Origin of the sequence: Fusicatenibacter sp. (assembly GCF_050872605.1) — a bacterium.
Classification (GTDB): domain Bacteria; phylum Bacillota; class Clostridia; order Lachnospirales; family Lachnospiraceae; genus Fusicatenibacter.
In genome coordinates, this window is sequence record NZ_JBNMHD010000031.1 from 14,362 (window position 1) to 39,833 (window position 25,472).

At 48.4% G+C, this 25,472-nt stretch carries 24 protein-coding genes and 1 other annotated feature; of the genes, 20 read left to right on the forward strand and 4 right to left on the reverse strand.

What is annotated here, in order from left to right:
- Nucleotides 1–129 precede the first annotated feature (129 nt).
- The 4 genes from ACY2VT_RS10030 to ACY2VT_RS10045 all read left to right on the forward strand — a co-directional run bounded on the left by ACY2VT_RS10030 (nt 130) and on the right by ACY2VT_RS10045 (nt 5,406).
- Complete coding sequence (locus ACY2VT_RS10030) at nt 130–1,416, forward strand: PLP-dependent aminotransferase family protein (protein WP_461879793.1); 1,287 nt, start codon at nt 130–132, stop codon at nt 1,414–1,416.
- A 130-nt stretch (nt 1,417–1,546) separates the two neighbouring features.
- Nucleotides 1,547–2,965, forward strand: a complete 1,419-nt coding sequence (locus ACY2VT_RS10035; RefSeq protein ID WP_461879794.1) for a L,D-transpeptidase family protein — start codon at nt 1,547–1,549, stop codon at nt 2,963–2,965.
- A 21-nt stretch (nt 2,966–2,986) separates the two neighbouring features.
- On the forward strand, nt 2,987–4,036 hold the full coding sequence (locus ACY2VT_RS10040) for a D-alanine--D-alanine ligase family protein (protein WP_461879795.1): 1,050 nt from the start codon (nt 2,987–2,989) through the stop codon (nt 4,034–4,036).
- Entirely contained in the window at nt 4,033–5,406 is a 1,374-nt protein-coding gene (locus tag ACY2VT_RS10045) for a UDP-N-acetylmuramoyl-tripeptide--D-alanyl-D-alanine ligase (RefSeq protein ID WP_461879796.1), read from the forward strand. Before ACY2VT_RS10040 ends, ACY2VT_RS10045 begins: the two co-directional genes overlap by 4 nt.
- Before the next feature lie 81 nt (nt 5,407–5,487).
- On the opposite strand, the gene ACY2VT_RS10050 is transcribed toward ACY2VT_RS10045, so the two are convergent.
- Entirely contained in the window at nt 5,488–6,225 is a 738-nt protein-coding gene (locus ACY2VT_RS10050) for a lysophospholipid acyltransferase family protein (RefSeq protein ID WP_461879797.1), read from the reverse strand.
- A gap of 175 nt (nt 6,226–6,400) precedes the next feature.
- On the opposite strand from ACY2VT_RS10050, the gene ACY2VT_RS10055 reads away from it, so the two are divergent.
- From ACY2VT_RS10055 to ACY2VT_RS10100, 10 genes are all read left to right on the forward strand, one after another.
- Nucleotides 6,401–6,826, forward strand: coding sequence for a protease complex subunit PrcB family protein (locus ACY2VT_RS10055; RefSeq protein WP_461879798.1), 426 nt, complete (start codon nt 6,401–6,403; stop codon nt 6,824–6,826).
- A 15-nt stretch (nt 6,827–6,841) separates the two neighbouring features.
- On the forward strand, nt 6,842–8,395 hold the full coding sequence (locus tag ACY2VT_RS10060) for a DUF3794 and LysM peptidoglycan-binding domain-containing protein (protein WP_461879799.1): 1,554 nt from the start codon (nt 6,842–6,844) through the stop codon (nt 8,393–8,395).
- A gap of 62 nt (nt 8,396–8,457) precedes the next feature.
- On the forward strand, nt 8,458–10,911 hold the full coding sequence (locus ACY2VT_RS10065) for an RHS repeat domain-containing protein (RefSeq protein ID WP_461879800.1): 2,454 nt from the start codon (nt 8,458–8,460) through the stop codon (nt 10,909–10,911).
- A 76-nt stretch (nt 10,912–10,987) separates the two neighbouring features.
- Nucleotides 10,988–11,470 (forward strand): hypothetical protein, encoded by a 483-nt coding sequence (locus ACY2VT_RS10070; RefSeq protein ID WP_055228026.1) that lies wholly within the window; start codon nt 10,988–10,990, stop codon nt 11,468–11,470.
- Between the two features lie 96 nt (nt 11,471–11,566).
- Nucleotides 11,567–11,986, forward strand: coding sequence for a phage holin family protein (locus tag ACY2VT_RS10075; protein ID WP_461879801.1), 420 nt, complete (start codon nt 11,567–11,569; stop codon nt 11,984–11,986).
- The gene (locus ACY2VT_RS10080) at nt 11,983–12,702 is read left to right on the forward strand and encodes an N-acetylmuramoyl-L-alanine amidase (RefSeq protein WP_055228024.1); all 720 of its coding nucleotides are present in this window, start codon (nt 11,983–11,985) and stop codon (nt 12,700–12,702) included. The genes ACY2VT_RS10075 and ACY2VT_RS10080 overlap by 4 nt, the downstream gene beginning before the upstream one ends.
- A 118-nt stretch (nt 12,703–12,820) precedes the next feature.
- Complete coding sequence (locus ACY2VT_RS10085) at nt 12,821–13,303, forward strand: hypothetical protein (protein WP_055228023.1); 483 nt, start codon at nt 12,821–12,823, stop codon at nt 13,301–13,303.
- A gap of 20 nt (nt 13,304–13,323) precedes the next feature.
- A complete protein-coding gene (locus ACY2VT_RS10090; RefSeq protein WP_055228022.1) occupies nt 13,324–13,809 on the forward strand; it encodes a hypothetical protein in 486 nt (161 codons plus the stop codon).
- A 99-nt stretch (nt 13,810–13,908) separates the two neighbouring features.
- Complete coding sequence (locus ACY2VT_RS10095) at nt 13,909–14,466, forward strand: hypothetical protein (RefSeq protein ID WP_461879802.1); 558 nt, start codon at nt 13,909–13,911, stop codon at nt 14,464–14,466.
- Between the two features lie 141 nt (nt 14,467–14,607).
- A complete protein-coding gene (locus ACY2VT_RS10100) occupies nt 14,608–15,090 on the forward strand; it encodes a hypothetical protein (protein WP_461879803.1) in 483 nt (160 codons plus the stop codon).
- A gap of 73 nt (nt 15,091–15,163) precedes the next feature.
- On the opposite strand, the gene ACY2VT_RS10105 is transcribed toward ACY2VT_RS10100, so the two are convergent.
- Entirely contained in the window at nt 15,164–16,012 is an 849-nt protein-coding gene (locus ACY2VT_RS10105; protein ID WP_461879804.1) for a LysR substrate-binding domain-containing protein, read from the reverse strand.
- Between the two features lie 137 nt (nt 16,013–16,149).
- Here ACY2VT_RS10105 and ACY2VT_RS10110 point away from each other — a divergent pair, with 137 nt between their 5' ends.
- Nucleotides 16,150–17,190, forward strand: a complete 1,041-nt coding sequence (locus ACY2VT_RS10110) for a YeiH family protein (protein ID WP_461879805.1) — start codon at nt 16,150–16,152, stop codon at nt 17,188–17,190.
- A 379-nt stretch (nt 17,191–17,569) separates the two neighbouring features.
- The gene (locus ACY2VT_RS10115; protein WP_461879806.1) at nt 17,570–18,919 is read left to right on the forward strand and encodes an MATE family efflux transporter; all 1,350 of its coding nucleotides are present in this window, start codon (nt 17,570–17,572) and stop codon (nt 18,917–18,919) included.
- A gap of 109 nt (nt 18,920–19,028) precedes the next feature.
- Here ACY2VT_RS10115 and ACY2VT_RS10120 read toward each other — a convergent pair whose 3' ends face one another.
- Entirely contained in the window at nt 19,029–19,826 is a 798-nt protein-coding gene (locus ACY2VT_RS10120) for a Cof-type HAD-IIB family hydrolase (RefSeq protein ID WP_461879807.1), read from the reverse strand.
- A 173-nt stretch (nt 19,827–19,999) separates the two neighbouring features.
- Here ACY2VT_RS10120 and ACY2VT_RS10125 point away from each other — a divergent pair, with 173 nt between their 5' ends.
- From ACY2VT_RS10125 to ACY2VT_RS10140, 4 genes are all read left to right on the forward strand, one after another.
- The gene (locus ACY2VT_RS10125) at nt 20,000–20,830 is read left to right on the forward strand and encodes an alpha/beta hydrolase (RefSeq protein WP_461879808.1); all 831 of its coding nucleotides are present in this window, start codon (nt 20,000–20,002) and stop codon (nt 20,828–20,830) included.
- A gap of 55 nt (nt 20,831–20,885) precedes the next feature.
- A complete protein-coding gene (locus ACY2VT_RS10130) occupies nt 20,886–21,158 on the forward strand; it encodes a hypothetical protein (protein ID WP_022461797.1) in 273 nt (90 codons plus the stop codon).
- A 79-nt stretch (nt 21,159–21,237) separates the two neighbouring features.
- Nucleotides 21,238–21,540 (forward strand) — a binding site (T-box leader).
- A 182-nt stretch (nt 21,541–21,722) separates the two neighbouring features.
- On the forward strand, nt 21,723–23,426 hold the full coding sequence (locus tag ACY2VT_RS10135; RefSeq protein ID WP_461879809.1) for a proline--tRNA ligase: 1,704 nt from the start codon (nt 21,723–21,725) through the stop codon (nt 23,424–23,426).
- Between the two features lie 63 nt (nt 23,427–23,489).
- Nucleotides 23,490–23,993 (forward strand): NUDIX hydrolase, encoded by a 504-nt coding sequence (locus ACY2VT_RS10140; protein ID WP_461879810.1) that lies wholly within the window; start codon nt 23,490–23,492, stop codon nt 23,991–23,993.
- Nucleotides 23,994–24,117: 124 nt separating this feature from the next.
- On the opposite strand, the gene ACY2VT_RS10145 is transcribed toward ACY2VT_RS10140, so the two are convergent.
- On the reverse strand, nt 24,118–25,365 hold the full coding sequence (locus tag ACY2VT_RS10145) for a dicarboxylate/amino acid:cation symporter (protein ID WP_461879811.1): 1,248 nt from the start codon (nt 25,363–25,365) through the stop codon (nt 24,118–24,120).
- Nucleotides 25,366–25,472 lie beyond the last annotated feature (107 nt).

Genomic DNA, 25,472 nt, shown 5'->3' on the forward strand with positions numbered 1-25,472 from the left:
ATAAAATGCCGAAAAGCGCATAAAACATGCAAGTTCTCCTTGACAGAAACTCATGATCTGGTAAAATGGTCTTTAGTTGAGCAAGAAACCTGAAAAAACGGGTAAGGAAAGTACAAGGGAGGACGTTTCATGAAACCGTATATCGAATGGACCAAAGAAGAATTAGTTGCCGAGAAAGCCAGACTGGAGCAGGAATTTGCAGGGGTAAAAGCAAAAGGCCTCAATCTGAATATTTCCAGAGGAAAACCTGCAGCAGCCCAGTTAGATCTCACGGAAGGAATGCTTACCGTTCTCTCGAAAAATGAAGACACCTTCGCAGAAGATGGAACCGACTGCCGGAACTACGGCGTGCTGACCGGTATTCCGGAAGCAAGAAAACTGATCGGAGATATCTGTGAGGTTCCGGCGGAAAACGTCATCGTTTACGGAAACGCCAGCCTTACCATTATGTTTGATACCGTAGCACGTTCGTTCCTGAAGGGCGTTGCAGGCTGCACTCCGTGGAACAAGCTGGACAAAGTAAAATTCCTCTGTCCGGTACCGGGCTATGACCGTCACTTCGGTGTAACCGAGTACTTCGGCGTTGAGATGATCAATGTTCCGATGACGCCGGAAGGACCGGACATGGACATGGTAGAAAAACTCGTTGCAGAAGATGACGCCATCAAGGGAATCTGGTGTGTACCGAAATACTCCAACCCGCAGGGCTACACCTACTCCGATGAGACCGTCAGAAGATTTGCAAACCTGAAACCGGCAGCCAAAGACTTCCGTATTTTCTGGGATAATGCATACATCATCCATCACCTGTATGATGACAGAAAGGATCACCTGCTGAACATCATCGAGGAGTGCGAGAAAGCCGGAAATCCGGATATGGTCTATGAGTTCGTATCCACCTCGAAAGTAAGCTATCCGGGAGCCGGAATTGCAGCTCTCATTTCTTCTGAGGCAAACCTCAAAGAGGCACAGGAGTACATGAACTTCCAGATCATCGGCCATGATAAACTGAATCAGCTGCGCCATGTAAAATTCTTCCGGAATCTGGACGGCGTGATGAATCAGATGAAAAAGCATGCTGAGATCTTAAGACCGAAATTCGAGGCAATTCTGCAGGTAATGGATCAGGAGCTGAGCGGCCTTGGCATCGCTTCCTGGACAAAACCGAACGGTGGATACTTCATCTCCTTCGATGCGATGGAGGGATGTGCAAAGAAGATCGTTGCAAAAGCAAAAGAGGCCGGTCTTACCATGACAGGCGCGGGCGCAACGTATCCATATCACAACGATCCGCAGGATTCCAACATCCGTATTGCACCGTCCTTCCCGACACCGGAAGAGCTGGAAATCGCAGGTCAGGTATTCGTGCTGAGTGTCAAACTGGTCAGCGTGGATAAGATTCTGGAAAGCAAATAACGGATAAGTAAAAATACAAAAGCCGGATTCTCCCGGGGGACACAGTTTTTGTGAACTCTGGTGTGGGAGTTCCGGCTTTTTTCTATTAGAAAGTTAAAAAGAAATTTTCTATGGGACAGAAAGGAAAAACATGAAAAAGAAAGTAATAGGAATTGCCGCAGGACTCATACTCCTTGCAGCCACAGGCGGTTACGCGGGTGTGGGGCATTACTATGCATCCCACTTTTTCCCGAAAACCGCGATCAACGGACTGAACTGCGCAGGGCTGACCGCAGAGCAGGTCAAAGAGGAAATTCAGAAGCGCATTGTGGATTATACACTTGGCATTACCGAGCGCGGTGGAAAAACAGAGACATTAAGCGGCACGGAGATCGGCCTCACGTATGTGGACGACCACGCGGTGGAAAAACTGCTGGAGTCCCAGAATACTCTTGCATGGCCTGCATTCTATTGGAAAGAGAAAGAAAACCAGGTGGCGGCGGACTCTGTCTATGACAAAGAAATGGTGCAGGAAAAACTGCAGACGATGGAAGGGTTTCAGGAAGAACAGCAGGAAGCGCCGACGGATGCGTATCTGACGGATGACGGAACCTCGTACGTTATTGTGCCGGAAACAGAGGGCGAGCAGGTGGACTATGAGAAGGCGGAGCAGGCTGTCATCGAGGCGCTGGATGCCGGAGCGGCGAGCGTGGATCTGGAAGAAAAAGATGTTTACCGGAAACCGGACATTACGCAGGATGATGAAGCACTGAATGGGGAAATGGCGGAACTGAACCACCTGACAGCGGCGCGGATCACATATGCAATCGGTGAAAACAGCTATGCCATAGACCGGGCGACCTTACAGAGCTGGCTCGTACAGGGGGAGGATGGAACCTACACGATTTCGCAGGACGAAGCGGCAGCTTTTGTGCGCCATATGGCGTATGAGACGGACACCTTCGGGCTGGCGCATACCTTCAAAACGAGTCTTGGCGCGACCATTAACCTGAATGCGGGCGGCGATTACGGCTGGTGCATCGACAAGGAGGAGACGATGCAGGCACTTCTGCAGGCGATCGAGGACGAAACACAGGGAAATCTCGACCCGGTTTACCTCTATACGGCCAATGACCGCTCGGCAAATGATATCGGAAATACATACGTCGAGGTGTGCATTTCCCAGCAGAAAATGTGGTGCTACAAGGATGGCGTTCTGGTGACGGAAACACCGGTCACAACGGGCAATCATGCGACGGGCTATGACACTCCGGCAGGCAGTGTCTGGGCGGTGGATGCGAAAAAAAGTGACTGTGATTTCAAGCTCTATCCGAGCCATGTCATGTTCTGGCTTCCGTTTAACGGCGACGTCGGAATCCACGATGCAAGCTGGCGTACCGAGTACGGCGGGGACATCTATCTGACGAACGGATCCCACGGATGTGTGAATACCCCATACACAGAAGCAGAAAAAGTGTTCAATGCTATTGAAATTGGTGACCCGGTTATCGTATACTATAGCCTGGACGATGTAACAGGGCCGCAGCCCACACAGCAGACCGGTCTATAAAGATAAAGGAGATTAAAATAGATGAAGATAGTAGTATTAGCTGGAGGAACCAGCACAGAACGTTCGGTATCCATCACTTCAGGAACCATGGTGTGCAAAGCACTCCGAGAGAAAAATCATCAGGCAGTTCTGGTGGACATTTTCTGTGGCATTAACGTAGAGGGAAGCCTGGAAGATGCATTTGCAGAGGAAAACTATGATGTAGACAAAGCAGCAGAATATATGCACAGTTTTGATGAGAAACTGGATGAGATGACCGCATCCCGCCGCAGATTCTTCGGTGAAAATGTGCTGGAGCTCTGCGAGGCGGCCGACGTTGTTTTCCTTGCCCTGCACGGCGCAAACGGAGAGGACGGAAAGGTACAGGCAACGTTTGATCTGCTCGGCATTCCGTACACCGGAACCGGCTATTTAAGCAGTGCCCTTGCGATGGATAAATCCATCACCAAACAGTTTTTCCGCGCACACAACGTGCCGACCCCGAACGGCGTTACCCTGAAAAAAGGCCAGGAGAGCGAGCCGCTGTCCAGCTTCGGACTGGAGCTTCCGGTTGTCGTAAAACCATGCTGCGGCGGATCCAGCGTCGGTGTTTATATTGCGCATACGAACGAAGAATACTGGCAGGCAATGAAGGATGCTTTCTCCTATGAGCCTGAGGTTGTCGTTGAGGAGTATATCGAGGGAAGAGAGTTTTCCGTCGGCGTGGTAGATGGAAAGGCTTACCCGATCATCGAAATCGCACCGATCGAAGGTTTTTATGATTATACGAACAAATACAAAGCAGGATCGACCGTTGATACCTGCCCAGCCGTACTGACGGAGGAGCAGACGAAAGAAATGCAGAAGCACGCAGAGGACGGCGCTGCCGCTCTCGGCATCGAAAACTACTGCCGTCTCGACTTTATGATGCGCAAGGACGGAAGAATGTACTGCCTCGAGGCAAACACCCTTCCGGGCATGACCCCGACCAGTCTTCTGCCGCAGGAGGCACAGGTACTCGGCATTTCCTATCCGGAACTGTGCGAGCTGCTGATCCAGCTTTCTCTCAGAAAAAGAGGTAACAACGCATGAAAAATATGACACTTGAACACATCACAGAGGTGTGCGGCGGAACCTACTTCGGACCGGAAGAAAAGAAAACAGCGGAAGTCGCTGATATCGTGACGGACAGCCGGAAAGCGGGAGAGGGAAGCCTCTTCGTTGCAATTCCGGGTGAGCGTGTGGACGGCCATAAATTTATCCCAAATGTGGCTGCTCAGGGCACACTTGCTGTCATTTCCGAGCAGAAACTTGAAACACCGCCATGCCCGTATATCCTCGTGAAGGATTCCATGGAAGCCATCAAGGCAATGGCAGAATACTATATGCAGCAGCTCAATATTCCGGTTGTCGGCATCACGGGAAGCGTTGGAAAGACCAGCACGAAAGAGACGATTGCGTCGGTGCTGGCGCAGAAATACCGCGTGCTGAAAACGGATGCGAACTTCAACAATGAGCTGGGCCTGTCGCTCACCGTTTTCCGCCTGCGCGAAGGGGATGAAATGGCGGTTCTCGAGATGGGAATCGACGATTTCGGCCAGATGCACCGTCTGGCGAAGATCGCACGCCCGGAGACTGCAGTCATCACGAATATCGGATGGTGTCATCTGGAAAATCTGAAGACAAGAGATGGTATTTTACAGGCGAAGACCGAGATCTTTGATCATCTGCGTGAGAACGGCCACATTATCATCAACGGGGACGACGACAAGCTGTCCACGGTTGGAACGGTTCACGGTATCGAGCCGGTTCATTTCGGACTGGATGCAAAGAATGAATATTATGCCGATGAGATCGAGAGCCAGGGCTTCCGCGGCATTTCCTGCCGGATTCATACCCCGCAGGGCAGTTTTTCCGCACTGATTCCGATTCCGGGACGCCATATGGTCTACAATGCGCTGGCTGGAACCGCAGTAGGATGCACGTACGGGCTGACGCTGGATCAGATCAAGCAGGGAATCGAGACACTGCAGTCGGTGAGCGGAAGATTCCACATCATCGAGACGGGAAAATACACGGTTGTCGATGACTGCTACAATGCAAACCCGGTTTCCATGAAGGCATCCCTCGATGTCCTGAAAGAGGCGAAGGGAAGAAAAGTGGCTGTACTCGGCGATATGGGCGAGCTCGGAACCGATGAGGCAGCACTCCACGCCGAAGTCGGCACACACGCCGGAACCTGCGGTATCGATGCTCTCTACTGCGCGGGACCGCTCTGCGAGCACCTTGCAAAAGCGGCAAAAGAGGCAGACCCGCAACTGGAAATCCGCCACTTCGCAGACCGCGAAAGCCTGATGGCAGAACTGCCGAAGCTCTTACAGGACGGCGATCAGATTCTGGTGAAGGCATCACACTTTATGGAGTATGGAAAGATTGTGGAGATGCTCTCCGCAGAGAAATAAGAGAATTGTTATAAGAAAAAAGCGCCGGGCGCTTCTGTTTTTTACAGATGTGTCCGGCACTTTTTTTCGTGCCAGTGTTTTTTATTTTGCCGGATTTTCTTTCAGCTGTTCCAGCAGAATGTTTTTCGTATAATTTCCGATTTCTTTTTTCTCTTCCTTCGTAAGCTCACCCGGAATGATCGGTTTGCCGTATGTCACGGTAACGTGTGTACCGCGGATCTTCGGAAAGTGTGCTTCCAGGATTTCTCTGGAACCGGAAATCGAAAGCGGAATGATCGGGCAGCCGGTTTTCGTTGCCATCTTGAATGAACCGTTGTGGAACTCGCCGAGCTCCAGCTCGCTCTCCGTATTGCCGCGGGTGCCCTCCGGGAAGATACAGATGGAAGTGCCGCTCTTGATCTCCTCACATCCGGCAAGGATCATCTGCAGGCCCTGTTTGATGTCGGATCGGTCGAGAAACAGGCAGTGGATGAGATCCATCCAGTTCTTTAAGAGCGGAATGCGCGCCAGCTCCTTTTTCGCTACGAATCCGCAGGAGCCCGGAACCGTTGTGTAGGTTACGAGAATATCAAAATAGCTGCGGTGATTGCCGATGTAGAGAACAGCACGATCTTTCGGAATATTTTCCTGTCCTTCCACCGTGACCTTCGTGCCGGCGAAAAACAGAATCACGCGGAAAATCCAGCGGATCAGCGCACGGCTTACCTTGTCACAGACCTCCGGCTTTTTCTTACGGATCAGAAGCAGAACAAGAAGCACCGGGATCGACAGAATCAGATACAGAAAAGCGGTCAGAATGACCAGAATAAAACGAATCATGAATCTTTTTCTCCTCTTGTAAAATAGTGATATTCAGTTATTGCGTACTTTTCAGTATACGTCATTGACGGGGCATGTTGCAATAACTTTCGTCTTTTTCAGAAAAAGATTTTGCGTCATAGAAGACCGCGGCTCGTCATACAATGGATAGAAAGAGCGGGAAGCGGCGTTTGGAATGATGGGGAAGAAAAAGAAACGGGGAAGAGTTCTTCTGGCGGCGGTGATCCTGATGCTCCTGGCATCGTGCCGGATTACGGATGTAAGCGAGGGCGAGCGGAAAGAACTGTCGTACGCGATTGTAAAGCCGGGCGATTTTCCGCCGGAAATTGATCAGATTCTGCGGGAGAAAAAAGAATCCGCGTTCCAGATGGCGTACGAGAGCGGGGACGATCTCTACATACTGCGCGGCTACGGAAAGCAGAAAAGCGGAGGCTTTTCCATACAGATCGAAGAAGTATCGAAATCGGAGAATGCCGTTTTCGTGCGGACAAAACTCGTCGGACCTGCCGCAAAGGAGGAGCAGAAAGGCGCCGCCTCCTGCCCTTACGTCGTGCTGAAAACGAAAGCAGCGGCGGGAATCTCAGTCGTATTTGAGGATTAGAGTGGGAGGAGCCTTATGGATTTTGTAAAAAAGATTCTGCATCAGATCAGCAGAAAAAGCGAAGCGGTGTCACAGATTACGTTTGATGAGGACTACAACGTGCCGGACGCACGGCCCGATGTGGGGCGGATGATTCAGAAAAAAGGTGAGGTGACGATCGGGGATGTGCAGATTTCGGAAGGAAAAGCGCGTGTATTCGGCGGCCTCACCTTTCATCTGCTGTACGTCTCCGACGGCGAACGGCGCCGGATCTGCCAGCTTTCCGGAGAGCTTCCGATTGACGAGACGATCCACCTCGATGGGCTGACCGGCGGCGACAAGGTCTGCATTACCTGGGAAGTGGAGGATCTGAACCTGCATCTCATCAACTCGCGGAAGCTGGGCGTGCGCGCGATCGTCACGCTGCACGCGTGGATCGAGGAACTGTGCGACCTCGCCGTGCCGATGGAAATCCGCGGGGAGAGCGATGTTGCGGTAAAAAGGCAGGAATACCGCGTGGTTGAGCTTGCAGTGCAGAAAAAGGATGTGCTGCGCGTCAAAAAGGAGCTTACGATTCCATCCGGTAAGCCGGAGCTGCACGAGATTCTCTGGCAGGATCTGGAAGTGCGCGGTCTCGATCTCCGTTCCGAGGAGGGCAGGGTCAGTGCGCAGGGAGAACTCTTTGTTTTCTGCCTGTACAGCGACGGCGAGGAGGATCACCCGCTGCAGTGGGTAGAGCAGGCGCTCCCGTTCCAGGCAGAAGTGGAATGCCAGGGATGCACCTCCGAGATGATCCCGCGGATCGAAAGCACACTCGGCCAGACCACACTCGAAATCCAGCCCGATTCCGACGGCGAGGAGCGGGTCCTGCAGGCGGAGGCCGTACTCGAACTTGACATCTGTCTGTATCAGGAAGAAACCGTATCACTTCTGCAGGACGTTTACCATCCGCACCGAGAATGCATTCCAAAAGTGCAGGAGGAGACACTCGAGAGCCTTCTGATCCGCAACTCCTCCAAATGCCGCCTGACCGACAAATTGCAGATGCGCGTGCCGAAAAACAAAATTCTGCAGATCTGCCACAGCGACGGCAAAATTAAGATCGACGAGGAAAGAATCGTAGAAAACGGCATCGAAGTAACCGGCGTGGTGGAACTTGGGGCGCTCTATGTCGTGAGCGACGATGAAATGCCGTTCTACGCCGCCGAAACCGCCATCCCCTTCCGCCACACCATCGAAGTCCCGGGAATCGGAGCAGACTGCCGCTACGAACTCCAGTCCTCCATCGACCAGCTCTCCACAACCATGCCGGACAGCAGCGACATCGAAGCCAAAGTCGTACTGAACCTGAATGCCCTCGTCTTCCGTCGCAGAAAAGAAATGGTAATGCAGTACGTCGAAGAAAAAGACCGCGACCCAGAAGAACTCCAGAGCCTACCGGGAATCACCTGCTACTTCGTCAAGCCGGGGGATACACTGTGGGATATCGCGAAGAAATTCTATACGACAACGGAAAAAATTCGGGAACTGAACGACCTTAAAACCGAAAATCTTACGCCGATGCAGCAGCTTTTAGTAGAGCGGGTATAGTAGGAAAAGACAGCCTCCTGCCTTAAGAATGGAGCCGATCCATCAGGCAGGAAGCTGTCTTTTTGCGAGTTAACGAAATTACGAAATTCATTTTGGAGGCATGCAGTGAGCGCATGACGGCGCAGTATACCTACACGGCAACCGGCCGAAATGTAAAAACACTGACAGATGCCAGAGGATTTGTAACAACAAACGAATACGACAGCAAAGAACGTCTGCTGACGGGCGTTACCGACGCAAAGGGAAATAAGGTAACGTATACGTATGATACCAAGAACGATCTTCTGACCGGTGCGACAGCTTCTGATGGAACGAATACGGTAAAACTGGGTTATACATACGATGATGGTGACCGGTTAAAAACGATTACCCACAATGGATTCGAGTATACCTATGAATATGATTTCCTCGGAAATCAGACCAGAATTCTGGCAGGCGGAAATGCACTGGAAGAATACGATTACCTTCCGTCGGACGGACCGCTCAGCGAAGTAAAGTATGCGACAGGAGAAGTGCTGAAAAACAGCTATGACAAGTACGAGCAGATCGTGGAGCAGAAGTGGAATGGAACGACAGTCTTCCGAAATGTCTATGATGACTATGGAAATGTGTTTTACCACGAGGATCTGGAAAACGACAGAAAGATTTTCTTTGACTATGATATGATCCAGAGAATGGCAGGATACCGTACAACAGATGGAGAAACGGCGCGTATTCAGTATGACAACAAAAACAGACGCACAGGCATGGTACATCAGATTGATGACAGCAGAATTTCAACATCATGCGTATTTGGCGAGGTGGGAAAAGCGCAGGCACCGGATGTGATTTACCAGATCAAGGTAAATGATGCAGTCAAAATTTCGTATACCTTTGACACGTTATGCCGTGTTACCAGAAAAACCATTCATCTGAAGGACAAAACATATCCGGTCGACTATACCTTTGTACCGGGAAGAAAAGCGGGAATTACAACCTTGCTTCTCAAAGAAATCAACAATAACGGAAAGAAACTGTCCTTTACTTACGACGCAGTGGGAAATATTATTACGATTTCCGAAAATGGTGTTCAGAAGGTAAAATATACGTATAATGCGCTGAGTGAACTGACCCGTGTGGATTCTGTATGGGAAAATAAGAGTATTACGTATACCTACGATGCCGGAATGAATATGACGTCCAGAAAAGAGTATTCCTATACAACAGGAACACTTGGCACTGCGGTAAAGACAGATGTGTTTACCTACCGCACTTCAGGGTGGAAAGATCAGCTTGTTTCCTATAATGGCAGCAGCATTTCCTATGACGCGGTCGGCAATATTACAGCTTATCAAGGAAGAACATTGACCTGGTACAGAGGAAGTCTGCTGCAGAACCTGACTTTAAACGGAAAGAAAGCAGTTTACCATTACGACAGCGAAGGACACAGAGTCCAGTGGAAAGACCTGAACGGAACCAGCCATAAGAACTACTGGTGCGGAAATAAACTGATGGGAACCAAATATGGAGATGTACTGGTTCAGTTTGTTTATGGCGCGGATAAATCCCCGCTGATGCTGAAAAAGGGAGAAAAAGAGTATTATTACTTGTACAACAGCCAGAACGATGTCATCGGACTGATTGACAGCGATGGAAAACAGGTAGTAAACTATTCTTACGATGCATGGGGAAAACAGACTGGTCTGACTGATACCAGCGGAGAAAATATCGGTAAACTTAACCCGTTCCGTTATCGCAGCTACTGCTATGACGACGATACCAAGCTCTATGTCACCGCCAGCCGCTATTATGATCCGGAACTGTGCAGATTCCTTTGCGCAGACAACTTTGATGTTGTAAAAGCGGAAATGTTCAGCATGAACGGAAAGAACCTTTATGTGTATTGCTGCAACAATCCGGTGAATGCGGTAGATGAGGAAGGCAGTTTAGCACAGGTAGTAGGGGTGATCGAAAAACTGCTTGAAACACCGTACGGAAGATTTTTAATATTCGGGCTGCTGGGAGGAGTCACATATTGGCTTCAATGTGAGCTTAGCGGGGAAGATGTAACAATGGAAGGACTGTGTGTTGCGGCTATTTCGGGAGGTATTAATGGCGCTGCTGGTGATATCCCAACAGCTATATTGGTGAGCTTTATGGGAGGCTTTTATTTAGAGTATAGGGAGACAAAAGATGCGAAGAGAGCTGTAGCAGCTGGAGTTTATGATGGGATTTCAACGTTTTTAGTGCCAAGTACTTATAATATTTACGTAAAAAAAATGTCAGAGGAAGTGGCGCTCTCTGTTTTTTCGGATCTTTTTCAAACACCAATACTTGGACATGGAAAAAGTGGCGTTTTGGATGGGATTTTTGGAAAAACAAAGAAGCAGGAAAATAAAAATGGATCAACACTTAAGAAAAATAGCAACAGCAATTTTAGTACGAAAAAAAATGGGAAAACAAAGAAAAACTGGCAAAATAATAAGCCTGCGATTTCAAAAAAAATGCAAGATATAGGACTTCCGGCACTTAGATAGAAAATCTATAAATCACCTTTGCACAAGATGAGAGTACCTTGTGCAAAGGTAAAAGTTAAATTAGTAGGTGGCAAATATGAAGGTAGGATATCGTGAATTTTATAAATATTTTAGTATATCGGTGTTTATGGGGTGCGGATACCTTATGCTGAATTTTTGGGAAGAGGCCAAAGGTCAAATTAGTTCCTATAATATGCAAGATAAAGCATTTATGATATTTTGGTTTATGATTTATACTTTTGGTGTAGCATATGGAATTATAAATGCTTTAACCAGTATTTATATTTATGAATGGGGAATGCAGATCTCATTTTTGAAATATAAGAAAAAAATTGAATGGGAAGAATTTTCTGTTATACGAAGATATCATAATCATTTTTTCTTTAATATGTCCAAACAAAAAGATCCAGGTCCGTATTGGGCAATGTTTCATCCATTTACTAGTTTTGTAATATTTGATAATTCGCGAAATCGTTCTGTTCATATTATACCGCTCAGCGCCGACGAATTTTGTGACCTCCTCACTTCATACGGTGTCAAGTATACGGAAAGTAAATAACATACAAAAAGAGTGGAAGTGGCTGTAAGATCCCACGAATTACCAGCCACTTCCCTTTTTATACGCAAATTTAGAAAAAGAAAGAAGGAAATGCCAATGAAATCAATTTATCGCACGATCATTGCCGCAGCAGGCAGCTTCCTTGCGGCACAGTTTGGAGGCTGGGATGCTGCGCTGGAAACGCTGGTCTGCTTTATGGCAATTGAGTGGATCACGGGAGGTGTTCTGCTTCCTGTCGTTTTTAAAAAGAGTCCGAAATCTGAAAACGGAACATTGGAGAGCCGTGCGGGATGGAAAGGACTTTGCAGAAAAGGTATGATGCTGTTCTTTGTGCTGATCGCGGAAAAACTGGATCAGCTCACACAGACCAATTACCTGCGGGATGCCGTCTGCATTGGATTTATTTTAAATGAAGCAGTTTCGATCCTGGAAAATGCAGGACTGATGGGAGTGAAAATTCCTGAGATTCTGCGGTCGAGGATTGATGTGCTGAGAAAGGAGGAGCAGAGCAAATGAGGATTGACAGAAGCTATTGCAGTAACCAGAATACCTGGCCGGAAAATCATCCGCAGTGTATTGTGGTACATAATACAGACAACTTTGCCGCCGGAGCCGATGCCCGCGCACATGCAAGAGCGCAGTACCAGGGAAATTTTCAGGATATGTCGGCGCATTATTACGTAGATGACGGAGAAATTGCTTATCAGGCTGCGCCGCACAGCAGAGGATGCTGGCATATCGGGAGAAATTATGGAAGTAAAAATCTGTTCGGCAGATATGGAAACCGGAACAGCATCGCAGTTGAGATGTGCGTGCAGAAAGGATATGATTACGAAACCGCATTTTTACATACAGTGGAACTGGTGAAAGACCTGATGAACGAGACAGGGATTCCGGCAGATGCAGTTTACCGGCATTACGACATCTGTAGCAAAAACTGCCCGTCCCAGATTCAGAAGCGGGGAGACTGGGAGCGGTTCCAGCGTCTGCTTCGAGAAACGGAAAACGGCGGTGGAAAAAGTGAATACAATCCCGGCATTTACCGTGTAACGGACCCGGCACTAAACATCCGCACAGGCCCCGGAGTAGAATACCCAGTGGTGGGAGTCATCAAAGATCAGGGAAGTTATACGATCACAGAAATCAGAAACAAAAGCTGGGGCAGACTGCTGTCGGGAGCGGGATGGATCAACTGTCATAAAGCATATTGTTTTTACGGAGGAAGCGTGTAAAACGCCATCTTTGACAGTTGAGTAAAATATTGGATTTCTAAATTTCTCTATTTCCTTTTACTCATGAATTGACATAGAGTGAAAGCTGGGGGTAAACTGTTTTTTGATGGAGGCAAATATGAGAGCAGGATATCGTAAGTTTTTTATGTTTGGACAAGTTGCTATATTAATAGGCATCGGGTATCTTATGACAAGATTTTGGGAAGAAGCAAAGAATCAATGCGAATTATATAATTTGCCTCAAAAGCTTTGGGTAATATTGGGAATGATGTTTATTTGCGGGATAGTGTCATGGGGAAGTGTAGATGCTTTAACACGTATTTACATCCATAAGTGGGGAATGGAACTTGCCTTTTTGGGATATAAGAAAAAAATTGTATGGGAGGATTTTTCCGTTATACAAAGATATAAAAATCATTTTTTCTTTAACGTATCAAAACAAAAAGATAGCGGTCTGTTTTTTTCAACATATCATCCATTTACTAGCTTTGTGATATTTGATAAGTCAGAATTTAGTTGTGTCCGTACTATGCCAATCAGTGCCGACGAATTTTGTGAACTGCTCACTTCGTACGGTGTTGAGTATGCGGAAAGTAAATAGAAATTGGAGGCGAAGATCGAATGAAAGTAATATGGGATGATTTGGGTAGAAGTATAAAGTTGATTGTGTGTGCTATGGGTAATTATTATTTGGCGAGTATATGGATAAAAGAAAAAGCCCAGATCCAATCGTATTCATTGAAGGAAAGTATTATAGTACTGATAGGAATGATGTTTTTTATTGGCTTATTTGGTGTTGCTGTAACTGTAGAACTTCTAAGACAAATTTACATTTACGAATGGGGAATAAAGCTATCTTTTTTGAGGTATGAAAAAAAGATAGAATGGGAAGATTTCACTGTGATACAAAGATACAATGATCATTTTTTCTTCAACATATCGAAACAGAAAGACGACAGTTTATTTTGGTGCACCTATCATCCATTTACCAGTATTATGATATTTGATAAGTTCCGCGGACCGGGCTGGGGAATCATACCGCTCAGTGCCGATGAATTTTGTGAATTGCTCACTTCATACGGTGTTAAGTATACAGAAAGTAAATAACGTACGAAATGAGAGAAAGTGTTCTGATTTCTGTTGTTTTTACGGGGGAAAGCGTGTAGAATAAATGCAGATATTATGACGGAGTTGGAGGAAAAATAGTTGCTTGACTGGATCAATGTTTTTAAAGTAAACCGAAAAATTAAATCCCGTCTCTGGCCGTGGATCAAGATTATTTTGAGTATTATTCTTTTCTTTGCGGTATTTTACGGGGATACGTATGTTCACATTCTGGATAAAACAAAGACGGGACGAATCGTGGAAGCACTGATTCTGGTTGTGTTTTCGTTTCTGGACTATCTGATCTGCTTTATTTCCGTAGCCGAAATGGACTGCCTGAAGGACCGGCGGTACGCGGCGGCGAAAGAAAGCGGCGAATTTTATAAGGTTTCTGAAATAGAAAGCGCTCTGTTTAATTATGTACCGCGTACCTATACGATTTATTACCGGAGGGGTAGCAGAAGACTTACATTCGGTGTACGGACAAGAACGACAGGAAATCCGCTGGAAATGGGAGGCAGGGAATATTTCATAGGACCGACAGGAAAGCGGGAGCAGATTGTGAAAGACCTCGATGCGTTGATGAAAGAAGTAAAAAAATACGCAAGATTTGACAAAGTCCTGGTACAGACAGTGAACGGAGAACCGGTAAAGAGATGATGATGCCGGTTCTCCGTTGTTTTTTGTAAATGGATTGACAAGGAGAGAACTTGCCATACGAAGGGATGAACTTTCAGAAGTAATTGAAAAATACCAGATTGAGTTAAAAAAAGTAAAGTAAGAGAAGGTGAATAACGAGAAATGAAAATAAAAAGTTTTCTGCCATCCAAAATAATTGCATGTATGGAGTGCTTTGGGCTTTATGTGACATTAGTATATTTGTTTGTTGAACTAAAACCTGAAAAGCATGAAGCAGTCATTTACCTATGTTTTCTCTATGGGATGATATGTCTCGGATTAACCGTGATATTCTATAATCTTCGAAGAGTATATTTTTATCGTGAAAAGTGTGTTCTTCATTTTGGAAAATATTCAAAAACAATTTCGTGGGATGAATTTGAAGTAAAACGAATCGTTCAGTTTAAAAAAGATACATGGCATGAAATTTGTTTTTCTTTATATCCAGGTATAGACGAGCATAACATGGATTATTTTCATCCGTTTACGATTGTTATAATAACGTTGGAAGATGGTTATTATTGGGCAGACGGATTGTTTATGAAAAGTGAAGATATTGTTCCTGTTCTGGAAGATTATGGAATTGAATTTACAGAGAGAAAATAAGGAAGAGGGCAGACAGTAAACGGAGAACCATAAAGTGATGATGCCGGTTCTCCGTTTTTTTTTTTTTTTTCTGTCACCTTTCCAGAAACTGATGCGCCCAGCGTCCCGCGTCCGTATTTTTGAGGTAGACGACATTCAGTTCGTGCGCCCCGGTGAGCGGGGGGCAGAAGAAGCGGCCGAAGCGGGGGTCGTCTTTGACGACGGCTTCGTAGACGAAGCTGATGCCGCAGTTTTCGCGGACGAGTTCTTTTAACAGTTTAAAGGAACTGATGCAGGCGCAGTCGGAGAAGGCGCTGACGTGGTAGCCGGACTGGGTGAGTTCGCGTTCGAGGATTTTCCGGGTGCCGGAGCCTTCTTCGCGGAGAATCAGGCGTTCGGAGAAGAGATCCGGGATGGGAATCTGTTTTCCGGCGAAGGGATGGCCGGCGGCGCAGATGCCGAGATACGGTTCCTCACGGAGCAGGAAAAAGTCATAGCGCTGTTTGTCAAAAAGCCCCTCGAGGACAACAAAATCGAGTTCACCGTCTTCCAGTTTGGCGAGAAGATGTGCCGTGTTGTCGACGAGAAAGTGAAGCTGCTGGGCCGGTTTGGCAAGAAAGCGGCGGATTTCCGGCAGCAGAATATAATCGCCGATGGATTTTGTCGCACCGATGCGGAGCAGAGTCTTTGATTTTTCGTGGAGACGGGTGAGAAGGGATTCCTCGTTATAGCGAAGAGAAAAAGCATACTGCTCGAGAAGATCACCTTCGCGCGTCTTCTGCAGCCGCCGCGCCTGATACGTAAAGAGGCGGACACCGTACTGCGCCTCGAGTGCCTGAATGTGCTTGCTGACGGCCGGCTGTGAGAGATGGAGCAGTTCCGCGGCGCGGCCGTAGTGCATGGTCTTGCAGAGTGTTAAAAAAGTTTCCAGTTTCTGATCCATAAAAACTCCTTTGTAAAATTCTCAATAACAAAATGGAATGAATACATTCTTACTTATGCGTTTATTTTATCATGAAAGCATATTAAAATAAACGGGCAAAGAGAGAAAATGAAAAAGAAAACTGGAGGAAACGTATTGTGAAAAACGGAAAGAAACTGATTCCCGGAGCGGCAATGGCGCTGGTGATTGCGGCTGCGGCGAAATTTCTGGAAAGCCTGGAAGAGAGCGCCGGTCTGCACTTTATCGGAGCTTCGGTCATCGCGATGTTTATCGGTATGATTGTAAATGCCTTCTACAAACCGAACAGCGTGACAGCGCCGGGAATTAAATTTACATCGAAAAAGATCCTGAAATTTGCGATTATTCTGCTCGGCGCGAGCCTGAATATCCGCACGGTGCTGACAGTCGGAAGATTTTCCCTCACGGTTATGGTATTTACCCTGGCAACGTGCTTCGGCCTCGGCGCTCTGATCGGAAAAGCGCTCGGCCTGAACTGGAAAACAAGCAGCCTGATCAATGCCGGTACCGGTATCTGTGGCGGTTCTGCGATTGCAGCGATCGCGCCGGTCATCGAGGCGACCGATATGGATATCGCCTATGGCCTGTCCGCAACGTTTTTATTTGACACGATCATGATCGTCGTTTTCCCGATCCTCGGCCGCTGGATGGGCCTGTCAGATGCCGCTTTCGGTCTCTGGGCAGGAACCGCAGTCAACGATACTTCGAGCGTTGTTGCCACCGGCTACGCATTCAGCGAGGCAGCCGGTGATTTCGCGACGATGGTAAAACTGACGCGAACCCTCGCCATCATCCCAGCCGTCCTTGTGTTTGCCGCCATCAACGTGCACCTGAAACGAAAAGCACAGGCAGAAGAAGGAACCGCCGTAAAGGTGAGCATCAAATCCATCTTCCCGTGGTTCATCTTAGGCTTCCTCGCCATGTCCGCCCTGACCTCGTTAGGCCTCATCCCGGCAGGCGCAGCAGCCGTATTAAAAACGATCAGCAAATTCCTAATGGTAGCCGCTCTTGCGGCCATCGGCCTGAACACCGATTTCAAATCCCTCTGCCGCTCCGGTGCAAAGCCGATGCTGCACGGATTCATCATTTCGCTGCTGGTAGTCATTGTGGCGATCGCTGTTGAATTTGCTATCGGCATTGCGCCGCATGGGGTACTATAAAGGAACAGAGGATTAAAAATCCGGACATCTGTATAAGATGCCTGGATTTTTTGAAGTTGCGGGATAATTGAATCTCTTACATATTACTGCTTATGCGAGGGATTGCAGATTCCCTTGCGGTTATAGACAAGATGGAGATAATAGCACGCCTGGAAGAGATACCGGATGGGTGTACGGAACAGATGTAGAATAATTGTGGAAGCAATGATTCTGGTTGTGAAGTCCTGGTACAGACAATCAATGGAGAACCGGTAAAGAGATAATGCCGGTTCTTCTTGCTTTTACGTAAAAATGCAGGTAAGATAAAAACAGCATGAGCGTAATACGCATGCGTGAAAACTCATCAACGGAGAAGGTATGAAAATGGAGGGAACCAAAGATGAATTATCTGAAGGAACGGGATGGTAACCTGTTCTCCAATGCGGATCTGAAACGGCTGATTGTGCCGCTTCTGATTGAACAGCTTCTTGCCATCGCAGTCGGCATGGCGGACTCAATTATGGTATCAAGTGTCGGCGAGGCGGCGGTGTCGAGTGTGTCGCTGATTGATACAATCTTTATTCTGCTGATCAACATGTTTACCGCGATTGCAACCGGAGGAGCCGTCGTGTGCGGCCAGTATATCGGAAAGAAGCGGCCACATAAAGCATGTGAGGCAGCTGACCAGCTTCTGCTGGTGACAACGGCGCTGTCAGTTGTAATCATGGCGGCGGTCTATCTTTTAAAGCCGTTTATTCTGCATGTTGTGTTTGGAAACATTACGGCAGAGGTAGAAAGAAACTGCAATATTTATCTGATGATCGTAGCGGCTTCCATTCCTTTTCTGGCGGTTTACAACGGCTGTGCGGCCATTTTCCGCGCGCAGGGTGATTCGAAAACGCCGATGAAAATATCCATCGTCATGAACCTGATCAATATTTCGGGAAATGCGCTTCTGGTCTATGTGCTCAAATTCGGCGTGGACGGCGTTGCGATTCCGACGCTGCTTTCGCGTATGTATGCGGCAGTGGCAGCATTTGTTCTCGTACATAATAAGCGGTATCCGGTGCGGTGCTCTTATCCGGTGAAATTAAAACCGGATTTCCATATGCTGAAAAAAATCCTTGGCATCGGCATTCCGAACGGCCTCGAGAACAGTATGTTCCAGCTCGGCAAAATTATGGTGTTAAGTATGATCACACAGTTCGGAACAGCGTCGATCGCGGCAAATGCCGTGTCCAACACGATTGCTGTCTTCCAGACACTGCCCGGTATGGCGATCGGAAATGCAGTGCTGACCGTAAGCGCACAGTGCGCGGGAGCGGGAGACTATGAGCAGGTAAAATACTATGCGAAAAAGCTGCACATCATCATTTATGGCCTGATGATCGTCTGCTGTCTCGGTGTCATCGCGGCACTTCCAGCGGTGCTTCACGTTTACAGTCTGTCTGCGGAGGCAACTGCCATGACGGAAGATATCATCGTTTACCACGGCATCTGCTGTATGATAATCTGGCCAATTGCCTTCACCCTGCCGAATGTACTCCGCGCGTCCAATGATGTGGCATTTTGCATGATTCTTTCGATCCTATCCATGTGGATCTGCCGAATCGGCATGAGCTATGTGCTTGGGGTGCGTATGGGATTCGGCGTCTTTGGTGTCTGGGTCGCCATGACGATGGACTGGGTTGTTCGTGCCATTTTCTTTGCCATTCGCTATCGAAGCGGGAAGTGGCAGCATCAGATGTGATGAAAAATACGGAATGTTTTGGGGAGAGAGAAAAAACGATACATCTGGAGGAAGCTGATTCCCGGAGCGGCGATCGCTGTTGAATTTGCTATCGGCACGGGTTTGTCGTTTACTTCAAAAACGTTTTCAGAACCTGCAGCACCCCGTTCTCCCAGTAAGGCGGGCAGGTGTGTTTTGCCGAGGCGATGACTTCCGCTCGGGCGTTGGAGACGGCGTAGCTTTCGCCGGCGTTCTGAAGCATCTCGATGTCGTTCAGGTTGTCGCCGAAGCAGCAGACTTCGTCTGGGGTAAGGCCAAAGTAGCTCATCAGGAACGAGAGACCGGTCCACTTGCTGACACCGCGGGCGTTGCAGTCCAACCATTCCTTACCGGCGACAGCGAGTTTTGCCTGATGCTTCCACGCCGGGATGAAATTTGGGGAGCAAAGCTCTTCACAGGAGGTTGGATGGTAGATTGTGAATTTGATAATGTCCTCGTTTTCTACCTTCGACAGATCCGGCACTTCGCGGACATCGAAGCCGTAGGAGTCGCGAAGCCAGTGAAACATGCGGCTTCCGGCATCTTCGGCGAGGCAGTAGTCCGGGGTAGCGGCGAAGCAGTCGCAGGACGGGAGTTCGTCGTGTACCATGCGGCACATGGATTTCCAGAGTGCCGTTTCCATCGGATATGTTTTCAAAATCTTTTCCGGTGTGCGCACGACAGTTCCGCCATCGGAGATGTAGAGCAGGCGGTCCTTGATCGGAGCGAAAAGCTTCTGCTCACTGGAAAACTGGCGGCCGGAACAGACAACAAAATGGATGCCCTGGTCGACAAGCCTGGAAACAACAGTCACATATTCCGGGTCGATCAGAAGTGTGCCGTCTTTGACGAGCGTTCCATCGACATCGGTTGCGATCAATTTTATCATAATAGAAAATCTCCTTATCTTATTGCAGAAAAAACTCAAACTAAACATGATTATATCGTGAATTGCTTCGGGTCGCAAGCCGGAACCGGAGGAACGCAAAACTTCACGTTGACGAAACGCGGAAATAAGGCGTAAAATAAAGAAAAATATATATCCACAGGGGGATTTTTATTATGGCATTTATTCAGGTAAGCTTCATGTCAAAAACTTTAATGCGCACCGTACCGCTGCAGGTTATTCTGCCGGTCGACAAATTTACCTTTGGGCAGCCAAAGCGCGAGGAAAAACCGTTTAAAACGTTGTATTTGCTTCACGGCATTTTTGGAAATGAAACAGACTGGGTTCATGGAACCAGAATCCAAAGATGGGCAGAGGAGAAAAACCTTGCCGTTGTCATGCCGGCCGGCGAGAATGCGTTTTATGTGGATCAGCCGTCCATCGGTGCCATGCACGGACAGTTTATCGGAGAAGAACTGGTTGAGATCACAAGAAAAATGTTTCCGCTGTCCAGAAAAAGAGAAGACACCTTTATCGGAGGCCTTTCCATGGGTGGTTTTGGCGCACTCAGAAATGGCCTGAAATATCACGATACCTTCGGGGCTGTGATCTGCCTGTCCGGCGCACTTCATGTGCTGGAAAATCCGGAAGAGAGCAGAGCGGACAGCTTTGCACATGAAGAAGGTTATTTCGGAAATCTGGTCGAAGCAGCAAAGAGTGACAAAAACCCGGCTGTTCTTATCGAGCAGTTAAAGGAAGCACGGGAAAAAGATCCGTCTGTCAATGTGCCGACCGTATTCCAGGCGTGCGGAACAGAGGACGGACTTCTGGAAGTAAACCGTCTCTACCATAAACGGATGGAAGAGAGCGGCATGGACATTGTCTACTATGAGAGCAAGGGTGGCCATGAATGGGATTTCTGGGATGAGTGGATCAAAAAGGCACTGGACTGGCTGCCACTTGAGGAAAAGACGGAAGGCCTGAACAGCGGAAACGTAAATGTTTAAAGAAAAAGAAAAATCCGGCGGATCAGACCGTATATACAAAAAAGGGAGACAGGCAATGCCAGAAACGAGAAATGACGAATTGTACCGTGCGTTAAAACACAACGGTTACCCCGATGACTTCTGCCGGGAAATTGCATACCGCCAGATGAATACGGACTTTACCGCCACGCGGATGCTTGGCTATCTCTACCGCGTCACAAGCCCGCGCGCCGAGGACGTTGTCGATGAGATGCTGGCTATTCTGAGTGACCGCAAAGCATGGATTGAGAAAAAACAGTCCGAGGAAGCCCAGGCGGCAATCAGCAGAATGTACCGGGAAGGCCTGTGACCTGTGCGGGCGTTTATGCAGAAAAAGCAGAAGGAACGGGCTTGCATTCTTTTCAGGTTTCTGCTACAATCAGTGCAGTGAAAAAGCGACGAAAAGAAACAGTAGCGACAGAGCGCATTCAGAGAGAAAGCGGCAGGTGAAAGCTTTTTGCAGAATCTATCGTGAACCGGTCTTGGAGCTGTGCACCGAAGAGAAGAAAATCCATCAGGGAAAATTTATTTCGTAGGCTGCACCGGGATCTCCCGTTACAGAGAAGGTACAGAGAGCAGAGATCACGCGTATTACAAAATACAAAAATCGCGGGGTACAAATGCTTTGTGTCAGAGTGCAGGAGTTTTCCTGAATTTAGGTGGTACCGCGGATACAAAAATTCGCCCTAAACTGCAGCTTGCGGTTTAGGGCTTTTTTCTGTTTGAAAACGAAGCATCGCATTCTCGTTACTTCCGTGATGAGCTAGATGCGTAAAATGTTGACTAAAAGCTTAAAATCGGACAGGCTGGAATGTTCTCGCGTCTGGAAGATTTCAGATGTTGAAAACCCAAAGAATAAGGAGGAAATCAGAAAATGAAACTTGAAAAATTAGTAGGAGAACGCTTCAAAGAAAGACCTGCTGACTGTGTCATCGACAGCCATGCCATCATGGTAAAAGGCGGATACATCAAATATATGGCAAACGGAATCTATTCTTCCTATCTGCCGCTGCGCCGCATTGTGCGCAAAATCGAGCAGATCCTGCGCGAGGAGATGGACAAAATCGACGGCCAGGAAGTACAGTTCCCGGTTGTCATGCCGGCTTCTCTGTGGGATGAGTCCGGCCGTTACGAGAGCATCGGCGATGAGCTGCTGCGCTTCACCGACCGCAACAATGCCAAAATGGTACTCGGTATGACCCACGAGGAGGCAGCCGTACATCTCGTTCGCGAGTATGCACAGAGCTACACCAAATATCCGTTTATGATCTATCAGATCCAGACAAAATTCCGTGATGAGGCCCGTCCGAGAGCCGGACTGATCCGTGTGCGCGAGTTTACGATGAAGGATGCTTACTCCTTCCATACCAGTCAGGAAGATCTGGAGCAGTATTACGAGAAATGCCACGCAGCATACGAGCGCATCTTCGAGCGTGTCGGCGTGCCGGAGGTGGTATCTGTCAAATCCGATTCCGGTATGATGGGAGGAAACATCTCCCACGAGTTCATGCTTCTGACTCCGGTCGGAGAGGATTCCATCGTTCTGTGTGATTCCTGCGATTACAGAGCCAACATGGAAGCAGCCGAGAATATCTCTGATCTTGCAAGAGATGCAGAGTCCGCTGTACTCGAAAAGGTTTATACACCGAACGTCCACACCATTGAAGACGTCTGCAATTTCTTCGGAGACGAGACAAAGAACTCCTGTAAAGCCGTTGTTTATCAGCAGAATGTCGATGATAAATACGTTGTCCTTTTCATCCGCGGCGATCTCGAAGTCAACGAGACGAAGTTGGTCAACTTCCTCGGCGAGCAGGTTCACGCAGCCGTGATCACCGAAGAATGCGGATTGAACGCAGGCTATATCGGACCGGTGAACCTGAAGGTGAACGGAGATGCCGTTGTCCTCTACGATAAATCCCTCGAGGGAAGAAATAACCTCACCTGCGGAGCCAACGAGGCAGAGCATCACTACAAAGGACTCGACATGGAGCGCGACGTTCCGAATGCCGAGTATCACGATTTTGCAAAAATCCAGGAGGGCGGCATCTGCCCGAAATGCGGCAAAAAGACCGTGAAGATCTCCAGAGGTATCGAGGTCGGAAATATCTTCCAGCTTGGAACCAAATATACAAAATCCATGAATATGACTTACGTGGATGCAAACGGCGAGAGCCAGACTCCGATCATGGGATGCTACGGTATCGGTGTCGGCCGTCTGGCAGCATCGGTCTGCGAGGCACATCACGATGAGTACGGCCCGATCTGGCCGAAAGCTATCGCTCCGTGGCAGGTACACCTCTGTGCAGTCCGCGTCGATGACGAGGAAGTCAGAGCATACGCGGACAAGCTGTACGAGGATCTGCAGAACGCAGGAATCGAAGTGATCTACGACGACAGAAGCGTCAGAGCCGGCGTAATGTTTGCCGATGCCGACCTGCTCGGTATTCCGCTGCGCATCATCGTAAGCCCGAAAAACATGAAACAGGGTGTTGTCGAGGTTGCATCCCGCGATAAGACTCTGAAAACACAGATTCCGCTGGAAAATGTGATGGAAGAGATTAAACAGTATCTGTAATGATTCAGAACCATGCGAAACTGAGATGGGGCTCGAAAGAAGTTCGACAGGAGAAAACACGATATGGAACTCTGGGATATCTATGATGAAAACAAACAGCCGACCGGCCGCACGATGAAACGGAATGACTGGCATATGAAGCCGGGCGAGTTTCACCTGACGGTGCTCGGCGTAATTGCAAGACCGGACGGAACCTTTCTCATCACAAAACGTGTCATGACGAAAGCCTGGGCACCGGGCTGGTGGGAGGTTTCCGGCGGCGCGGCACAGGCAGGAGAGAGCTCCTGGGAGGCCGTGCGCCGTGAGGTCAGAGAGGAAACCGGACTCGATGTGAGCAAGGCAGACGGCGGCTACCTCTTCACTTACCAGCGTATCAACCCGGATGAGGGAGACAACTATTTTGTCGATGTCTATCGCTTCGTGATGGATGTCAAAGACGAAGATCTCCATCTCCAGGAAGCAGAAACGGACGGCTACCGTTTTGCAACGCCGGACGAAATCAAAGGATACGCCGCAGAAGGTAAATTCCTGCATTACGACAGCATCCGCCAGGCATTTGAGCTGTAACAGAAAAATGAGATAAGAAAAACGCGTTCCCGCCGGAAACCACAGGGGTTTCCGAAAACGGGAACGCGTTTTCTTAGCCGTAGGGCATGCCTGAAAAAGGCTTTTCGCAAGCGATTCGCTGCGGTTAATCGCGATTGAACACTTCGCGGTTGAGTGCTTTTTCCTGATGGCTGACAATCGTTGTGCAGACAGCATCACCTGTGATGTTGACGGCAGTACGCAGCATATCGAGAATACGGTCGATACCCATGATAAGGGCGATACCCTCCGTTGGCAGTCCGACGGAATTCAGTACCATAGCCAGGGTAACAAGGCCGACGCTTGGGATACCGGCGGTACCGATGGAAGCCAGTGTTGCGGTAACAACAACCGTTGCGAGGTTTGCCGGAGTCAGATGAATACCGTATGCCTCTGCGATGAAGATGACAGCGACACCCTGCATAATGGAGGTACCATCCATGTTGATGGTTGCGCCGAGCGGAATGGTGAACGAAGAAATCTGCTTCGAGACACCCATCTTTTTGTTCAGTGTATCAATCGACATCGGGATTGTCGCGTTGGAGGTTGCGGTGGAAAATGCAAATCCCATAACAGGAAGGAATTTCTTCACGAATTTAATCGGATTCAGCCGTGTGAATACGAACAGCAGGATCTGGTAAATGACGAAGCACTGCAGTGCCAGCGCCAGTGTTACATTTCCCATGTATTTCAGCATCGGTGCGAACGCAGAAAAGCCGACCGTTGCAAAGGTACGTGCAATCAGACAGAAAACGCCGGCCGGAGCCACTTTCATGACCGTCATGGTCATTTCCATCATGACATCGTTAAACTGACTGATAAAGTTGGAAACGACCGAAGCGCGGTTTCCGAGCTTTGCAAGCATTACGCCGACAAACAGGGCGAATACGATGATGGGAAGCATATCGCCGTTTGCCATAGAACCAATCGGGTTCTTCGGGATGATGTTGAGCAGTGTATCCACCAGGCTGACGCTGGAATCTGCTGCTGTTGAGGACAGATCTGCTTTCTGAACCGCACTCATGTTAAGACCGAGGCCCGGGTGAATGAGCAGGGCGGTTCCAAGTGCGATGCAGACGGCAAGTGCAGTGGTGACAAGGTAAAAGCCGATCGTTTTTACGCCGACCTTTCCGAGGGTTTTGCTGTCTCCGATGGACATACTTCCGCAGACGAGGGAGCAGAAGACAAGCGGTACGACAAGCATCTGCATCAGGCGGATAAAGCCCTGGCCGATGACATACAGCACACCTTCTACGATGACGGTGTCCTTGATATAGCTGGACGGGATCCAATAGTGAATTACTACGCCGAGCAGCGCACCACGACAAACGCATGAATGACTATCTAATACCAATTCTGCTTTTTCAGTTTTTTTAAGCTTCTAAAAGTTCTTCCAAGTACTTAATTGGACGCAGGCTTACTACAAACCTTTTCTTTCTCATCGACAACTTATGTCTTGAT

Bases quoted from the DNA above. Each gene is read 5' to 3' on its own strand.
- ACY2VT_RS10135 (WP_461879809.1), top strand. From the start codon at position 21,723: ATGAAACTTGAAAAATTAGTAGGAGAACGCTTCAAAGAAAGACCTGCT.
- ACY2VT_RS10045 (WP_461879796.1), top strand. From the start codon at position 4,033: ATGAAAAATATGACACTTGAACACATCACAGAGGTGTGCGGCGGAACC.
- ACY2VT_RS10090 (WP_055228022.1), top strand. From the start codon at position 13,324: ATGAAAGTAATATGGGATGATTTGGGTAGAAGTATAAAGTTGATTGTG.
- ACY2VT_RS10075 (WP_461879801.1), top strand. From the start codon at position 11,567: ATGAAATCAATTTATCGCACGATCATTGCCGCAGCAGGCAGCTTCCTT.
- ACY2VT_RS10040 (WP_461879795.1), top strand. From the start codon at position 2,987: ATGAAGATAGTAGTATTAGCTGGAGGAACCAGCACAGAACGTTCGGTA.
- ACY2VT_RS10080 (WP_055228024.1), top strand. From the start codon at position 11,983: ATGAGGATTGACAGAAGCTATTGCAGTAACCAGAATACCTGGCCGGAA.
- ACY2VT_RS10105 (WP_461879804.1), bottom strand. From the start codon at position 16,012: ATGGATCAGAAACTGGAAACTTTTTTAACACTCTGCAAGACCATGCAC.
- ACY2VT_RS10100 (WP_461879803.1), top strand. From the start codon at position 14,608: ATGAAAATAAAAAGTTTTCTGCCATCCAAAATAATTGCATGTATGGAG.
- ACY2VT_RS10085 (WP_055228023.1), top strand. From the start codon at position 12,821: ATGAGAGCAGGATATCGTAAGTTTTTTATGTTTGGACAAGTTGCTATA.
- ACY2VT_RS10120 (WP_461879807.1), bottom strand. From the start codon at position 19,826: ATGATAAAATTGATCGCAACCGATGTCGATGGAACGCTCGTCAAAGAC.
- ACY2VT_RS10055 (WP_461879798.1), top strand. From the start codon at position 6,401: ATGATGGGGAAGAAAAAGAAACGGGGAAGAGTTCTTCTGGCGGCGGTG.
- ACY2VT_RS10130 (WP_022461797.1), top strand. From the start codon at position 20,886: ATGCCAGAAACGAGAAATGACGAATTGTACCGTGCGTTAAAACACAAC.
- ACY2VT_RS10125 (WP_461879808.1), top strand. From the start codon at position 20,000: ATGGCATTTATTCAGGTAAGCTTCATGTCAAAAACTTTAATGCGCACC.
- ACY2VT_RS10060 (WP_461879799.1), top strand. From the start codon at position 6,842: ATGGATTTTGTAAAAAAGATTCTGCATCAGATCAGCAGAAAAAGCGAA.
- ACY2VT_RS10070 (WP_055228026.1), top strand. From the start codon at position 10,988: ATGAAGGTAGGATATCGTGAATTTTATAAATATTTTAGTATATCGGTG.
- ACY2VT_RS10115 (WP_461879806.1), top strand. From the start codon at position 17,570: ATGAATTATCTGAAGGAACGGGATGGTAACCTGTTCTCCAATGCGGAT.
- ACY2VT_RS10140 (WP_461879810.1), top strand. From the start codon at position 23,490: ATGGAACTCTGGGATATCTATGATGAAAACAAACAGCCGACCGGCCGC.
- ACY2VT_RS10035 (WP_461879794.1), top strand. From the start codon at position 1,547: ATGAAAAAGAAAGTAATAGGAATTGCCGCAGGACTCATACTCCTTGCA.
- ACY2VT_RS10030 (WP_461879793.1), top strand. From the start codon at position 130: ATGAAACCGTATATCGAATGGACCAAAGAAGAATTAGTTGCCGAGAAA.
- ACY2VT_RS10050 (WP_461879797.1), bottom strand. From the start codon at position 6,225: ATGATTCGTTTTATTCTGGTCATTCTGACCGCTTTTCTGTATCTGATT.